Below are 15060 nucleotides of genomic sequence, written 5' to 3' on the forward strand. Positions count from 1 at the left end.
ATAATCTGTAAAGTTATTCAAGGGACACTACACTAGATGTTACTATAGCCGCTAACTGTTCAGACTGGCTCCTTGTCATTCCAGTTATATCCGCGAAATTCTTTTAGCGTGAACTCGTCTGGTTTAACGATTTCCTCTGTGACCATGACCACCTCACTCGTCGTCACCGTCATGGGGACAGACCGGCCGGGATTGGTCGAGGCCCTGTCCAAAGCGCTCGCCGCCCACCACGGCAACTGGTTGGAGAGCCGCATCGCGGGTCTCGGCGGCCGTTTCGCCGGGATCCTGGTGGCAGGGGTCCCGGAGGCCGAGGCGCGCGCCCTGAAAGAGGCCTTGGGGACCTTAGAATTTGAGGGGCTGCGGATCACCGTCGAGGACAGCGGTCTGGAGCCGGGATCGGGGAGTAGCGCACGGTCAAGCTGGAACTGATCGGCCAGGGATCGTCCGGGACGTCTCCCAGGCCATCGCCCGGCGGGGGGGCAACATCCAAGAATTGTCGACCGAATGCCTGAGCGCCTCCTGGTCGGGGGAAACGCTGTTCAAGGCCGTCGCCGAGCTTTCCGTAACGCGGAGCGCCGACTGCGGAGCTTCGCCGCCTGCTGGAAGCACTGGCCAATGAGCTCATGGTCGATGTCACCCTCGGACAATCTGCGGGGCGACTGAGGCGCGGGTTTCCGGACCCAAGACCGCCATGCATTTCGAGGTAGCCGATGAACGATACGCGAATGGCAGGGGGCCGCTTCGGGTCACAAGCCTGAACGCGAAGACCATCGCCCTGGTCGGTTCCGGAGGGCATGTGCCCGTCACGATCACCCCGACCGAAGGGGCTCGTCGTCCAGCACGGGGCGAGCCCTGCCCGAGGCCGTGGTGGCCTTACGCGATTCTAGGCGCCGCACCGCAAACGCATCGCGTATATGCGAGCCCGCACGCACCGCGACAAGGCCGGCCGGCCGGCGCTCGCCAAACGGAAAGGTTCTCATGGATGATCCGGCGGTGACCGGTGTGGGTGGTTCCATGCTGCGTCTCGCGATCAGCCCCTCGCCGGGGTCACCGTCTCCATCGGTCAGCGCTCGGTCCGCACCGATTCGCCATGGGCGGTTCGAGTTAACCGGCATCAAGCCGGGCCACCACGAGTTGATCGCCGACGGGCGAACCGCGGGGCCTCGCGGCCGCGAGTATTTGCAAGTCGTCATCGAGGTGGATGGCCACGCGCAGGGCACCACTGCCGGTCGAAGACCCCGAGGATCGCGGCGGCGACGTTGATATCCAACGCCTCGGCGAGCCCGACATAGGCAGTGGTGAGCCTCGGATTGACCTCGACCACGATCGGACCCGAGGGCGTGAGGATGAGGTCCACCCCGACATAGCCCGCGAGCCCCGGCATGATCCCGGCGATCGCCCGGGCCAGGGGTTCGAACGCGGGCCGCTCGCGGCGCAGGGCGTTGACCAGGACCCCTTCAAAGGACAGTCGGTCCACCTGTCGCCCGATCCGTTGTTCGTTGCACGACAAGAGCACCGCGTGACCGTCTCGGCACAGCACGGACAGGCTCGCGGGGGTCCCGGCGATGTAGGGTTGGACCACGTAGCCGCGGTTCGACGCCCCAGCGGCGAAGGCCCGCAACGCGCGCGCATCGTCGAAGTAGAAGGTCTCCGTGCAACCCGCCCCGTCGTCCGGCTTGACCACCCAACCCGAATCGCTTTCGGGGATCCCGTGTTGTAACGGGCGCGTCGGGATCGCGGGAACGCCGGCCCGCCGGAGGATCTCGGCGCACCGGTGCTTCCTGGCCGTTGCGCCAATGGCCTCGGGACTCGATCCGATGAGCTGCCGGCCCTGCTCCAACACGAGGCGGCTCAGCCTTTCGAGTACGCCCCCCGTCTCCGGCGCGATCGGCCACACCGCATCCGTGTCCTCGGTGCACCGGCCCCAGACGGCGAAGGGATCGTCCGAAGGCCCTATCGTAACGCAGCGAGCGGGCCCGGAGAGGGGCGACAGCCGGTGGTCTCGCGTGGTCGTGACCTTGATGCCCGGTATGGCGCTAAGCTCCCCTAACAGCGCGGCGAGCATCAGCTCGCCTTCATGCGCGAGCGCTCCCGGCAGCGGCTCGTCCGCTAGCCCACCACCGGTGATAAACTCGATTACGAACAGACGCTTGGCGCATGCCATCGTCTCCGCCGCAGGAGCTGAGAAACGCCGCAGCCGGTGCAATGTCGAACCTACTTGCGAGTGGACCGGCCGAGAGACCCGGCGGATCGGCGAGCACTGCGGTGGTGTGAGAGAAGGTAGCCTAGGTTGGGCCGGCGGCGCCCAGGAGGGGAATTACAATAGCCTCGGCCTCGTCGCGGGCGATCTGGCCGGGTTTGGTATAGGCGAGCCGGCCGTGGCGGTCCACGATCACGGTGAATGGGAGCGCCCCGATGCGGTTGCCGTAGTCTTCGGCCACCCGTTGGCCATCCCAGGCACCGACCAGGGTCGGGTAGTTGACCTTAAGCCGGTTGGCGTATTCATGCGCCGCCTTGGGATCGTCGATGGCGATCCCGACGATCTGGAGGCCACGTTCGCCATAGGTCGCCTGCAAGGCCATGAGATCGGGGATCTCCTCGCGGCAGGGCGGACACCAGGTTGCCCAGAAGTTGAGGACCAGAACTTTGCCTGCCCAAGCCCCGGGACCATAGGTCTTGCCGTCGAGCCCGGCCAGTGAGAACTCGGGCCGTACCGGCCCCGCGTCGCCCAGCGCATCACCCGCCCCCGGGGCATCACCTGCCCCCGGCTCGCCTGCAGGACTCGGGGCGTTTGCGAAGCCCCAGTCATAAGCGACCCGCCCCAGGACCGCCGCGAGGACCAATACCAAAGCGACGGCGGCGAAGCGCGGCGCATCCGTCACGGGCTCAGGATCCCATCGAGGTGCTCACGGAATGGCCGAGGACCGATGAACCCGACGACGCGCTCCGGGCGCCGTTCGACCCCATCCGATCCATAGAATATCAAGGCCGGCGGCCCGAACACCCCGAGGCCTTTCAAGAGCCGTTGATCGATGTCGTCGTTGGCGGTGACATCGGCCCTGAGGCGCACGAGCCGTGACAGGCGGTGTTGGACGCCGTTATCCGTGAACGTGTCACGTTCCAGCTCCTTGCACTCGACACACCAGTCCGCATAGACGTCCAGGATGACTGGCCGGCCCTGCGAACGGGCCCGATCGAGCGCCTCCTCGAGACCAACCTGCCCCCTGATGGCATTGAACGCCAAACTTGGTGAACGGTCGGCTGTCAGCTGCGCAAGTGGAGTCAAGGCATCGGTGGCCCCGCCCGCGGCGCCGACCACCAGCACCGATCCGTACCCGAGGAGCCCGAGCCCGAGACCCCGCGACAGGGGCGCGGTGCGCGGATGGGCGGTATCGAAGCGATCGAGGGCCCCGAGGTAGATGGCCGAGCCCGAGATCAAGAGCCCCCACAGGAGCACCGTGACTGGGGCCGGCAGCAGGCGCTCCAAGAGCCAGATCGCGACGCCCAGCATGAGCACGCCGAAGACCGCCTTGACCTTCTCCATCCAGGCCCCGGCCCTGGGCAGGAGCCTGCCGGCCGAGACGCCGACGGCCAAAAGCGGTATGCCCATACCGAGGCCGAGGGCGAACAGTGCCATCCCGCCCAGGAGCGCGTCCCCCGAGCGCCCGATGTAGATGAGCGCTCCCGCCAGCGGTGGGGCCACGCACGGCCCGACGATGAGTGCCGAAAAGAGCCCCATCGCCGCCACCCCGCCCCAGGTCCCGCCGCGCTGCCGGCCGGAGAGCTGCGCGATCCGGCCCTGCCAGGCGGCCGGGATCTGGAGGTTCAAGACACCGAACATGGAAAGGCCCAACACGACGAAGACCCCCGCGAAGCTCGAGAGCACCCAGGGATTCTGGAAGGTCGCCTGGAGATTGTGGCCGAAGAGCCCGGCGATCACGCCCATACCGGCATAGGTCGCGGCCAGCATCAGGACGAACACCAGCGACAGCGAAAAGGCCCGCCCGGTGGTGATTCCCTCCCCCTGGCCGACCACGATCCCCGAGAGGATGGGGATCATGGGATATACGCAAGGCGTGAACGAGAGCAGCAGCCCGAAGCCGACGAAGCACAGCAGCGTCCACATCGTCTCCCCGCCCGCGAGTCGCTGGGCCAGGGAGTCCTCCGGCGACAGTGCCGTAGCGGTCCCCTGAGCCAGCGATGAACCCCATTTATTTATGTTTTCTAGGGGCGGGAGCGTGACCGCGACCGTCTTGGTGATGGGCGGATAACAGATCCCGTCCTCGGCACAGCCCTGGTAAGCGACACGGAGATCGAAAGACCGCCCTTCCCCAGGCCGCCCTTCCCCCGGGCCCAGCATCAGCGGTATCCGGACGGCGGTGTCGCCCGTGTACACCTCGACCCGCCCGAACTCCGGGTCCTCCTTGAACTTGCCCGCCGGAAGCTCGATCTTGGCCAGGGCCACACGCGCATCCTGAGACGCAAAGCCGAGCTTGTCTTTATAAAGGTAATAACCGTCCTCGATAGCGAACCGTGCCAGGAGGGTGTGCGGGTCCTGCGCCTCCGCGGAAAGCGTGAAGGCCTGGTCCGGGTGCAGAAATTCACGCGGTTTGGCCGCGGACCGGGACGGATCCCCGAAACCGGCGAACCAGCCCGACCCCGCGGGCTCACCCGCGAATGCGGAAAGCGCCGTCAAGAGCCCCAGCATCACGAGCAGCCATCGTCTCATTGCGCGTCACTCACCATGTGTTCAAGCCAGGATATGTAAGCCGCGGATCCCCGTTCGATAGGGACCGCGATCACCTCAGGGAGTTCATAGGGGTGGCCAGCACAGATGAACGCCTCGACCGCCTCGTACCGACCACATGTGGTCTTGATCAAGAGCAGCGTCTCACGGCTCCGCTCGATCGTCCCCTGCCAGCGATACACCGATCCGACCTCGGGCAGGACGTTGACACAGGCCGCAAGCCGCCCTTCCACCAGCCCACGCGACAGCCGATCGGCGCTTTCTGCATCGGGGCAAGTGGCCATGATCACGAGCGGGGCGGCCATGCGAACATCGGGCTCGGCCCCCGGACCGTCGCCGGTCTGCTCTGGATTTCCCTTGTCGTTCAATGTCATTTCGCCACCACCCCATGCCCAAGGCTTGACAGGGGGTTTCCTCGCCCTATAATTAGCACTCGCTGAGGGCGAGTGCTAACAATTTCGCTCTTGGATCCTATTGTACAAGAACCATCGGAGGTTGACCGTATGAATATCCGTCCCTTACACGATCGGGTCATCGTCAAGAGGCTCGAAGAAGAGCGTACCAGTTCCGGGGGCATCGTGATCCCCGAGACGGCCGCGGAAAAGCCTATGAAAGGTCAGGTGGTCGCCGCCGGCCCCGGCAAGCTGAGCGACGAAGGCAGGCTCCGGCCGCTGGATGTCAAGGCCGGGGATAAGGTGTTGTTCGGCAAGTACTCCGGCACCGAGGTCAAGGTCGATGGCCAGGACCTCGTGGTCATGCGCGAAGACGACATCATGGGCATCATCGAAGGCTGATCGGCGGCCCGATCTCTGAGCCCGATCCCTTAGAACACTACGAGAGGTATTGAACATGGCTGCAAAAGAACTCAGGTTTAGCGAAGACGCCCGCAAGCGTATGCTGTCCGGCGTCAACGTGCTCTCCAACGCGGTGAAGATCACACTCGGTCCCAAGGGCCGCAATGTGGTCCTGGAAAAGAGCTTCGGATCGCCCACGGTCACCAAGGACGGGGTCTCGGTCGCCAAGGAGATCGAGCTCAAGGATAGGTTCGAGAACATGGGGGCCCAGATGGTCAAGGAGGTCGCCTCTCACACCTCCGACGAGGCCGGTGACGGCACCACCACGGCCACGGTGCTGGCCCAGTCGATGCTGACCGAGGGCATCAAGTCCGTGGCCGCCGGTCTCAATCCGATGGATCTCAAGCGCGGCATCGACAAGTGCGTGAGCGCCGCGGTCGAGGAGTTGAAGAAGCTCTCCAAGCCCTGTAACGACGAGAAGGCCATCGCCCAGGTCGGTACCATCTCGGCCAACGCCGATACCGCCGTCGGCGAGATCATCGCCGAGGCCATGAGCAAGGTCGGCAAGGAGGGCGTGATCACGGTGGAAGAGGGCTCGGGGCTCGAGAACACCATGGAAGTGGTCGAGGGCATGCAGTTCGACCGCGGCTACCTCTCGCCCTACTTCATCAACAACCAGCAGAGCATGAGCGTCGAGCTGGAGAACCCCTACATCCTCATCCACGACAAGAAGATCTCGAACATCCGCGAGCTGTTGCCGATCCTCGAGGCGGTGGCCAAGTCCGGGCGCGCGCTGCTCGTCATCGCCGAGGACATCGAGGGCGAGGCGCTGGCGACCTTGGTGGTCAACAACATCCGCGGCATCGTCAAGGTCTGTGGTGTCAAGGCCCCCGGTTTCGGTGATCGCCGCAAGGCCATGCTCGAGGACCTCGCCATCCTGACCGCGGGAACGGTCATCGCCGAGGAGGTCGGTCTGAGCCTGGAGAAGGCCAGTCTGGGCGATCTCGGGACGGCGAAGCGCGTGACGGTGACCAAGGAGGAGACCACCATCATCGGCGGCGCAGGCGATCCCAAGGCCATCGAGGGGCGCGTCAAGCAGATCCGCGCCCAGGTCGAGGAATCCACCTCGGATTATGACAAGGAGAAGCTCCAGGAGCGCGTCGCGAAGCTCGCCGGCGGAGTGGCCGTCGTCAAGGTCGGCGCCGCGACCGAGACCGAGATGAAGGAGAAAAAGGCTAGAGTCGAGGATGCCTTGCACGCGACCCGCGCGGCCGTCGAGGAGGGGGTGGTGGCGGGCGGCGGCGTGGCCTTGATCCGGGCACTGGCGAGCCTCGACAAGCTCAAGGGCGACAACCACGACCAAGACATGGGCATCCAGATCGCCAAGCGCGCCATGGAAGAGCCGTTGCGCCAGATCGTCGCCAATGCCGGGGCCGAGCCCTCGGTGGTCGTCAACAAGGTCCGGGAAGGTGCGGGCAACTTCGGCTACAACGCCGCCAGCGGCGAATTCGGCGATCTGGTCCAGATGGGCATCCTGGACCCGACCAAGGTGACCCGCACGGCGCTCCAGAACGCCGCGTCGATCGCCGGGCTCATGATCACGACCGAAGCGATGGTGGCCGAGCTCCCTAAGGAAGAGGACAAGATGATGCCGGGCCGCCACGGCCACGGCGGCGGCATGGGCGACATGGATATGATGTAAGGGATAGAGGACTGACGCGCCGAGTTTCTATTTAATTAACATGGGCGCCGCCCGATCGAGAACCCCGCCACAGTGCGGGGTTCTTTTTCTTAAGAATGAGTCATTCAGGTTCGCGCCAGGGCCATGATGGGCGCGCGGCCCCCTTTACTAAGAATAGGCCCACTCAGAATAGGCCCAGCTTCTTTTCGAGATAATGGATGTCCATACCGCCGGCCCGAAAGCCCGCGTCGTGCATCATGTCGCGGTGCAAAGGGAGGTTGGTCCTGATCCCGTCGATCACGACCTCGGTCAGGGCGTTGAGCATGCGCATGAGTGCCGCGTGGCGGTCCTCCCCATGGGCGATGAGCTTACCGATCAGGGAGTCGTAGTAGGGGGGGACCTTGTAACCCTGGTAGATGTGGGTGTCGAGCCGGATCCCGGGCCCGCCCGGGGGGTGGAACAGGCTGATGGTGCCGGGCGAGGGGGCGAAGGTCGCCGGGTCCTCGGCGTTGATCCGGCATTCGACGGCATGGCCGCGCAACACGATGTCCTCCTGGCGGTAGGAGAGGGGTTCGCCGCTCGCGACCCGGATCTGCTCCTTGATGATGTCCACGCCGGTAACCATCTCCGTCACCGGGTGCTCGACCTGCACACGGGTATTCATCTCGATGAAGTAGAACTGCCCGTCCTCATAAAGGAACTCGAAGGTCCCGGCCCCGCGGTAGTCGATCCCCAGACAGGCCTCTACGCAACGGGCACCCACGGCGGCACGCTCTGCCGACGACACGCCGGGCGCCGGGGCCTCCTCGATGATCTTCTGGTGACGACGCTGAATGGAACAGTCGCGATCGCCCAGGTGGATGGCGTTGCCGCAGATATCGGCGAGTACCTGGATCTCAATGTGCCGCGGCGCTTCCAGGAATCTCTCCAGATACACAGCGCCCGTGCCGAAGGCCGCCTGGGCCTCGCCCTGGGTCAGCCCGATGGCGTTCAGGAGCGCGGCCTCGGAGTGCACCACGCGCATGCCGCGCCCCCCACCCCCGCCCGTGGCCTTGATCATGATCGGATAACCGATGTCGCGAGCGATGCGCAGGTTCTCGTCGGGGTCGTCCCCCAGCGTGCCCTCCGATCCGGGCACGCACGGTACACCGGCCCGTTTCATGGCACGGATCGCCGAGACCTTGTCGCCCATGAGCCGGATGGTGTCCGGCCTGGGCCCGATGAAGACGAAGCCGCTTTCCTCCACACGCTCGGCGAAGTCGGCGTTCTCGGCCAGGAAGCCATAGCCCGGGTGGATGGCGACGGCATCGGTGACCTCGGCGGCGCTGATCACCGCGGCACCGTTCAGGTAACTCTCCGAGGCCGGCGCCGGCCCGATGCACACCGATTCATCGGCGAGCCGCACCGGCTTGAGATCGCGGTCGGCGGTCGAGTGCACGGCGACGGTCTTGATCCCCATCTCCCGGCACGCCCTGAGGATGCGGAGGGCGATCTCCCCGCGGTTGGCGATCACGATCTTTTCGAGCATGGGAGGATCGAGTATTCAGTGCGCTGTCGCCACGGGGCGTGCACAGACCGGCACGGTCCCCAAAAAATATATGTAACTACCCGCGCTTGACAACGAACAGCGGCTGGTCGTACTCCACGGGCTGGCCGTTCTCGACCAGGACGGCGGCGATGGCACCATCGGTATCGGCCTCGATTTGGTTCATGACTTTCATGGCCTCGATGATACACAGGACATCCCCGCGCTTGACTCTTTGCCCGACCTCGACGAACGGGGGGCTGGTAGGGGAAGGCCCGAGGTAGAAGGTCCCGACCATGGGCGCGGTGATGGAATGGCCTTCGAAGTCCGACTTCGCCTTGACCTCCGGTTGCGCCGTCAGGCTCGCCCGCGCCACCATGTCGGACGCCGCGGACTCGGGGACGCGAAAAACCGTATGGGCCGGGGCCGGCGGCCCATGGCGGCTGATGCGGACCCACTCCTCGCGCTCATGGATCTCGATCTCGGCGATCCCGGATCCCGTCACGAGATCGATCAGTTTTTTTATTTTTCGTATGTCCATCCGGTTTCCGTGGAAAATCAGGGCGCGGCCACGCGCGCCAGCGCCGCCTGCAGTGCCAGCTCGTAACCGTGGGGACCGAGCCCCGTGATCACCCCGAGCGCGATCCCGGAGAGATAGGAATGGTGCCGAAACGCCTCCCGCGCGTAGACGTTCGATAGATGCACCTCGATGAACGGGATCTGGACCGCCAGGAAGGCGTCACGCAGGGCGATGCTGGTGTGGGCGTAGGCCCCGGGGTTGATGAGGATGAAGGCGACGCCCTGGGGTTTAGCGACATGGATGCGGTCGATGAGCTCGTGCTCGGCGTTGCTCTGGAAGGCCGCCAGGCTGTGCCCGGAGGCCGCCGCCATGTCCCGAAGCCGTTGCTCGATCTCCCCGAGCGTGGTGGTACCGTAACGCTCCGGCTCGCGCGTTCCGAGCAGGTTGAGATTCGGGCCGTTGAGGAGCAGGAGGGCGGCCATGGGCTCTCATTCCGATCATTGTGGATCTTGGTGGCACACTAGCATGAAATCACAGCGGATACGAGCACGATCGACCCTCGAACCCGAGCCGCATCGAAATGGGACGGGCTGCCTGCCGGTTCGATCGATCTAATGTCGCGAGACCGTCCAGGTGCCGGTCTCTGCGGTCGCCGAGGGGACGGCGGAGGCGAAGCCCGCACGACCTCGAGGCGGGTTTCCTGGCTAGCCCGGATTTTCACCATAGCCCTGGGCCAGGAGCTGCGACGGATCGGGGGGCCGCATCCGCGGCTTCGGGCCGCCAAAAAAATGCCCCGGCCGGGGCCGGGGCATCACGGATCCAACGACCCTCGCGCCGTGCGGCGTCTAGAGGCTCGCGCCTTAGGCGTGCGCGGCGAAGGGATGCGCGGTCTTCTTCTTGGCGACCACGTCCATCGGCTTCGGCTCGCGCTTGATCGCGCGTTTGATGGACTCCTTGACGGCCTGGTAGTTGAAGTCCTGGATCTTGTTGTCGTCCTCGGCATCCCAGTGGATGAAGACGCCGACGCAGATGAAGATGTCGTCGGCCTCGCTCGCCGGGATGGTGCCATCCTCGACGCAGTCGGTCACGGCCACCGCGACCGCGCGCTGCGCCGGCCCGAACATCTGAACGGCCTGCTTGGCGCCCTTGATGGTCACCTTGTTGAACAGGATCGTGTTCGGCTTGCACGCCAGGTTCGGCGACACCAACGCGAGCAGGATGCTGCACCCGTCCTTTTGGTTGGTGAGCGCGTTGCAGAATGCGGCCTCTGCGGCGCTGCCCCGCGGGCCCATGATGAGGTCGATGTGGGCGATCTCATTGCCATCACCGACCAACGACTCCCCTACCAATACTCGATCAACGACTGCCATGGTTTTAACTCCTGTGGTTGCTGCGGATGGTTGTTGTTCGACAAGTGTTCTGAAGATAGACATCGCTTGCCACCTTAGTAATCGTACGGGACGCGCCCTGTTGCAGGTCTCACGAGCCACGACCGCGCCTTCCGGCGTATCACGGTGATCCCCCAGGCGATCCCCGGGGCTGATCCCCAAAAGGTGATCCAGGTGGAACGCCAAGAGGCTGGCCACCGTGAGGTCGGCACTCGTACCGGGATTGAGCCCCCCCCGCTTGAGCTTGTTATCGAAATCCTGCAATAAAGCTATTGCATTAGCGGGATTCTCGCACGCCTTGAAGCCGGTTTCCACCCTCTCGGCCTCGCGGCGCACCGCCAGGGCCGCATCCGGCCCGTGCTTGCGCAAGAGGTGGGTGTCCGGGATGCGCGCCAGGAAGGCCAGGTAGCAGGCCACCGTGGCCCATTCGAGCCGGTCTTCGCGTGCCGCCCAGCGGCTCGCACAGGCGTGGAGGCAGGGCAGGCCCAGGGACCGGACATCCGCATAGTCGTGGGCGTACTGGTAGGCGATCCGATCTCGGGACGCGGCCTCGGCCATGGCATCGAGGAGCCGGACCTCGGGAGCCTCATGCACGTCATGGCGCCCGCTCTGGCCGAGACCGGCCGGCGCGGCGAGCACGATGGCTCGGAACACATCGCGGGTATCCTGCACGTCGAGCGTGTGCAGCACGGCCCGAAGGTGTGGACGCCAGTCGCGGGACACACCGGCCTCGAGCGCGGCCTGCGCCAGGGGTGCGCATAGGAGCACGATCCCGAGGTTGGTGTTGCAACCCACGGCTCTGCGGGTCGCCTCGACGCTCATCAACACCCGCCGGCCTAGCGAGAGACCGGGCGCCGACAGGATGGGCGCGACGGCCTCGGCGCTCGTGAGGAAATCCGAGGCCGTCATGCCGCGGCCCGGCGAGCGCAGGCTCACGTTGCCGGGCTTGAATGCCGAAACGTCCAGCCGGCAACTCGCGAGCACCGCCTCGCGGACCAGCGTTGTGACCGGGGCGCCTCCCGTCAGGGGACGGCCTCGAGAGGGGTGGCACCGGCGATGCGCGAGAGCAGGTGATCGACGAGGCGCTCGGTGATACTCAAGCTAGAGACCCCTTGAAGCCCATACCAGGCCGGTACGCTGTTGACTTCGGTCACCAGCAACCGCCCTTCGCCGTCCTGCAAGAGATCCACGCCGGCGTAGTCGATGTCCACGGCGCGCGCCGCGTGCTCCGCGAGCTCGCACAACGGCCGTTCGAGGTCCACCGCATGACAACGCCCACCGCGTGCCCGGTTCGTGATCCAGTGCGGGCTGCGGCGCTGCATCACGGCGATCGCCTGGTTGGCGACTACCAGGACCCGAAAGTCGCGCCACGCGTCATCATGGCGGCTCTCGACGTAGCGCTGGAGATAATAGACGCCCCCGGATTCCGCGACGTCGGGGACGGACGCGGGCGAATCGATGAGCGTGACGCCGATCCCCTGGGAACCGAACAGCGGCTTCACGACGAGCCGCCGGCCCAGGGACAGCTCGCGAGCGACCAAGGACTCGGCCTCGGTACGCGACTCACACACCCACGTCTCGGGCGTCGGGATGCCCGACCGCTTCAGGAGCACGCTGGTCATGGCCTTGTCGACCGTGCGCTCGATGGCGCGTGCGTCGTTGTAGACCACGACCCCGAGTATCTTGAGGATGTGCAGCACATCGAGCCTCAGGGTCACCTGCTCGAGGCTCCCGCCCGGCACCCCGCGCACGAATACCCCGGCCGGCAGCGCCGCCTCGAAACCCGGGATCACGACCGAGTGCGGGGCGCCGAGGTCGATCTGACATTCTATTAGCGAGACGTAGCGGCCCGCGTAGCCGCGCGCCGCGAGCGCCCGCTTGAGCTCAGCCCCGTGCCAGCCCGGCTCGTCGGTGACGATGGCAATGCAGGGCGCGAGGTGAGAGGGATCCGGTACGACGGCTCTGTTCACTTGGTTCTGGTTTTGGAATTTATGCTGGCCACGGCCATGAATCGCCGCGTTTTGATCCCCTCTCCCTCCGGGAGAGGGCTAGGGTGAGGGGGTGTTTCGTGATTGTGCGCGGTATATCCGCTTTTTTGGGGTCGAGGAGGTGTTCCCTTGCGGCAGGCAATGTTCCACGCGCGATGGCATCGCAGCATAGCAGGACAACGGTAGGGTGCAAATCCATTGCCGCTCACGGGCTTCGAGCGGGACGACATAGTAGGCTACCGGGGTACGTACCCGGGGTACGTCTCCTCCTACTACGCGTCTCTTGAACGCAGCGCCCAGCGGCGCATCAGCTCGACGCTGTAGCGATAATGGCCGTTGTTCGTCGTGAGCACATCGTGGCGCTGGAGCGCATCCAGCGCCGCGTCGAACGCGACTGGGTCGAGGCCGCAGAACTCCCTTAAATCCAGTGCGTTACGCACCTCCGGTCGTGACAGCTCCCCAGGGGGGCGCTCGGGTGACCGCCAGTAGGCGATCTGCTCCAGCGACCCGCAATCGAGCGCCATCGCAAAGGCCTTGGCGTACAACTCCTCGCCGTGGGGAAGGTCGCGGATGCGCTACGAAGGCGGCGGCCGCTTCTTGTGCGGCGCCCTCGTGCAGATGCCAGAACGCGGCGCAGGCGGCACGCGCTGGCGTGTCGTGGCGCGGCTCGAACACGATTCGTGGGCGCCAGCGGCGCGCGAATAAGAAGTCCTCCCAAAACGTATGGAGCAGGCCGGCATGCAGGCTGGCGGACTGGTAATAGATGGCCCTCCAGTCGAATGGGTCCATACTGCACCAGAAGGCGACGCGTCCGCATCCTGCGGACTATTCGACCTCGATGCGATAACTCACCATCATAGCTCAAGCTGTTCAAGACGAGCTCTCCACCGGTTCTTGAACTCTTTCATCCACTCTCGATTCTTAGCCGACTCGGGCACATCAACGACGACCCGCACCATATCGTCTCTATAAAGAACGCCGCCGTACCGCCAGTGACCCTCGACTTTCTGGGTCTCGTAACTGGCCGCACCAAAACGGTCTACGATCTCCAACACCGCCTCAGCGAGCCATTCCGGCGGCACGTCCCGGCCGTCATTGAACCGGACGGGAAGCAGCAGCTCGAATCGCCGCCATCTGCTGCTCATAGGTAGCCTTTCCCTTGACGACAAACGGAATGTTCTGGTCGGCGAGCGCTTCCAGGGCTGCTTCGGGGACCAGATGTTCTCCTGAGCCGAGCACCCGCCCCGAGAAGCGCCCGAGCAGAAACGCAAGTGCACGCTTCTCGGCCTCGCGGTCGGGGAACGTGATAGTCACCATATACCGCCTCTATCGACAAGGGAATTGTATGAGTGATTTCCTACCATCTCCGCAGTAGCCGATAAAAGGTGCCCGTCTCGCCAACGATGCGGGTCCGTTCGATCACCGAATGCTACCGGGGTTGTCATCGTGCACCAGCACGGTAGGCTGAGTCAATCTACGAACTCCGCCACATGCGCGGAGCAGGGCCGGATAGTACCTCCGCTCATGGGTAAGGCCTCCAACGACCGTTCCTTTCGAAACTGGCTTACTCCAAGAATGCTGAAACCCAGAACCCTTCCCTGCTCGTCCACGCGTTCCATGACGGCATCGTTCGCGGTCTCACGCATGTAGCCCGGGGCATCGCCGAACTGCACTTCCAAGAAGTCGCCTTCCGGATCGAACCACACTTTCACTCTGTCGGCCATGAGATTCTCCTACATTCGACTTGTCCGTCGGACCCCACCCCGACCCTTGCCGCCGTATCGCCGCGGCTCGGCTATGCGTCTGCCCGACCGACCGTGATGCTAAAACACCCCGCCGACATCGACTTGGGACCCCGATAGTGCAACCAAGCAGAGCACGCCTGGCCGCGCCAGCGAATGGGATTCAAGATAACCGGTGTCGGACGGTGAGGTAAACACGTGGAGGCGCTTGTTTTCCAGATCGATCAGCCACGCTTCCGGGATGGCGTGGCGGGCGTAGAGCGGCACCTTGATGTCGCGGTCGTAGGCGAGCGTGGTGTCCGCGACCTCGATGATGAGCAGGACATCCTCCGGGAGGGGATGGCCGCTGCGATAGAAGTTCGCTCGTGGCTTGAGCAGCATGATGTCGGGCTGCGGCTCGCTACTCGCCGTAAGCGATAGCGGATTCTGCACAAACACCAGTGCCGAATCTCCCACGGCACGTTCCAGTCTCTTGGCCAAGAACCCGACCGTTCCGGCGTGGTTGCTTCCGATCGGCGCCATGTCGATGACCTCTCCATCGATCAGCTCCACCCGTTCGTCGGCACGGAAGATCCCCGCCTCGCCCATGCGGTGGAAGTCGTCCACGGTGAGCCGATGCCGGCGCACCTCGGTCTGCAGCACTGCGGACATCGTGTGTGTATGCCTCAGGGCAGG

Annotated in this window: 18 protein-coding genes and 1 pseudogene; 3 read left to right on the plus strand and 16 right to left on the minus strand. The window is 64.8% G+C overall.

Annotated elements, in window-relative coordinates:
* Window positions 1-144: 144 nt before the first annotated feature.
* Window positions 145-429 (plus strand): hypothetical protein, encoded by a 285-nt coding sequence (locus tag M3461_18370; protein ID MDQ3776172.1) that lies wholly within the window; start codon window positions 145-147, stop codon window positions 427-429.
* A 380-nt stretch (window positions 430-809) separates the two neighbouring features.
* Here M3461_18370 and M3461_18375 read toward each other — a convergent pair whose 3' ends face one another.
* The 5 genes from M3461_18375 to M3461_18395 all read right to left on the minus strand — a co-directional run bounded on the left by M3461_18375 (window position 810) and on the right by M3461_18395 (window position 5052).
* A complete protein-coding gene (locus tag M3461_18375; protein ID MDQ3776173.1) occupies window positions 810-980 on the minus strand; it encodes a hypothetical protein in 171 nt (56 codons plus the stop codon).
* A gap of 209 nt (window positions 981-1189) precedes the next feature.
* Entirely contained in the window at window positions 1190-2164 is a 975-nt protein-coding gene (locus M3461_18380; GenBank protein MDQ3776174.1) for an ATP-grasp domain-containing protein, read from the minus strand.
* Window positions 2165-2285: 121 nt separating this feature from the next.
* Complete coding sequence (locus tag M3461_18385; GenBank protein MDQ3776175.1) at window positions 2286-2882, minus strand: TlpA family protein disulfide reductase; 597 nt, start codon at window positions 2880-2882, stop codon at window positions 2286-2288.
* Window positions 2879-4729: a protein-disulfide reductase DsbD gene (dsbD, locus tag M3461_18390; protein MDQ3776176.1), complete on the minus strand. Its 1851-nt coding sequence runs from the start codon at window positions 4727-4729 to the stop codon at window positions 2879-2881. The genes M3461_18385 and dsbD overlap by 4 nt, the downstream gene beginning before the upstream one ends.
* On the minus strand, window positions 4726-5052 hold the full coding sequence (locus M3461_18395; protein MDQ3776177.1) for a divalent-cation tolerance protein CutA: 327 nt from the start codon (window positions 5050-5052) through the stop codon (window positions 4726-4728). The genes dsbD and M3461_18395 overlap by 4 nt, the downstream gene beginning before the upstream one ends.
* Before the next feature lie 198 nt (window positions 5053-5250).
* Here M3461_18395 and M3461_18400 point away from each other — a divergent pair, with 198 nt between their 5' ends.
* Complete coding sequence (locus tag M3461_18400) at window positions 5251-5541, plus strand: co-chaperone GroES (GenBank protein MDQ3776178.1); 291 nt, start codon at window positions 5251-5253, stop codon at window positions 5539-5541.
* 55 nt (window positions 5542-5596) lie between these two features.
* The gene (gene groL, locus M3461_18405; GenBank protein MDQ3776179.1) at window positions 5597-7243 is read left to right on the plus strand and encodes a chaperonin GroEL; all 1647 of its coding nucleotides are present in this window, start codon (window positions 5597-5599) and stop codon (window positions 7241-7243) included.
* 163 nt (window positions 7244-7406) lie between these two features.
* On the opposite strand, the gene accC is transcribed toward groL, so the two are convergent.
* The 11 genes and pseudogenes from accC to M3461_18460 all read right to left on the minus strand — a co-directional run bounded on the left by accC (window position 7407) and on the right by M3461_18460 (window position 15036).
* Window positions 7407-8750 carry an acetyl-CoA carboxylase biotin carboxylase subunit gene (gene accC / locus M3461_18410; protein ID MDQ3776180.1) on the minus strand — a complete coding sequence of 448 codons (1344 nt, stop codon included), beginning with the start codon at window positions 8748-8750 and terminating at the stop codon, window positions 7407-7409.
* A 76-nt stretch (window positions 8751-8826) separates the two neighbouring features.
* Window positions 8827-9288, minus strand: a complete 462-nt coding sequence (accB, locus tag M3461_18415) for an acetyl-CoA carboxylase biotin carboxyl carrier protein (protein MDQ3776181.1) — start codon at window positions 9286-9288, stop codon at window positions 8827-8829.
* A gap of 17 nt (window positions 9289-9305) precedes the next feature.
* The gene (gene aroQ / locus M3461_18420) at window positions 9306-9749 is read right to left on the minus strand and encodes a type II 3-dehydroquinate dehydratase (GenBank protein MDQ3776182.1); all 444 of its coding nucleotides are present in this window, start codon (window positions 9747-9749) and stop codon (window positions 9306-9308) included.
* 378 nt (window positions 9750-10127) lie between these two features.
* Window positions 10128-10637 (minus strand): formaldehyde-activating enzyme, encoded by a 510-nt coding sequence (gene fae / locus M3461_18425; GenBank protein ID MDQ3776183.1) that lies wholly within the window; start codon window positions 10635-10637, stop codon window positions 10128-10130.
* Window positions 10638-10898: 261 nt separating this feature from the next.
* A pseudogene (locus tag M3461_18430) lies at window positions 10899-11591 on the minus strand (triphosphoribosyl-dephospho-CoA synthase).
* An 86-nt stretch (window positions 11592-11677) separates the two neighbouring features.
* Window positions 11678-12625 (minus strand): RimK family alpha-L-glutamate ligase, encoded by a 948-nt coding sequence (locus tag M3461_18435; GenBank protein MDQ3776184.1) that lies wholly within the window; start codon window positions 12623-12625, stop codon window positions 11678-11680.
* A 290-nt stretch (window positions 12626-12915) separates the two neighbouring features.
* Window positions 12916-13188, minus strand: coding sequence for a hypothetical protein (locus M3461_18440; protein ID MDQ3776185.1), 273 nt, complete (start codon window positions 13186-13188; stop codon window positions 12916-12918).
* A 309-nt stretch (window positions 13189-13497) separates the two neighbouring features.
* Entirely contained in the window at window positions 13498-13725 is a 228-nt protein-coding gene (locus tag M3461_18445) for a hypothetical protein (protein MDQ3776186.1), read from the minus strand.
* Window positions 13726-13735: 10 nt separating this feature from the next.
* The gene (locus M3461_18450; protein ID MDQ3776187.1) at window positions 13736-13960 is read right to left on the minus strand and encodes a hypothetical protein; all 225 of its coding nucleotides are present in this window, start codon (window positions 13958-13960) and stop codon (window positions 13736-13738) included.
* Window positions 13961-14112: 152 nt separating this feature from the next.
* Window positions 14113-14367 (minus strand): DUF2283 domain-containing protein, encoded by a 255-nt coding sequence (locus M3461_18455; GenBank protein MDQ3776188.1) that lies wholly within the window; start codon window positions 14365-14367, stop codon window positions 14113-14115.
* Window positions 14368-14466: 99 nt separating this feature from the next.
* Window positions 14467-15036, minus strand: a complete 570-nt coding sequence (locus tag M3461_18460; GenBank protein MDQ3776189.1) for a Uma2 family endonuclease — start codon at window positions 15034-15036, stop codon at window positions 14467-14469.
* Between the last annotated feature and the right edge of the window lie 24 nt (window positions 15037-15060).

The sequence above is a fragment of the Pseudomonadota bacterium genome (genome assembly GCA_030860485.1).
GTDB lineage: Bacteria > Pseudomonadota > Gammaproteobacteria > JACCXJ01 > JACCXJ01 > JACCXJ01.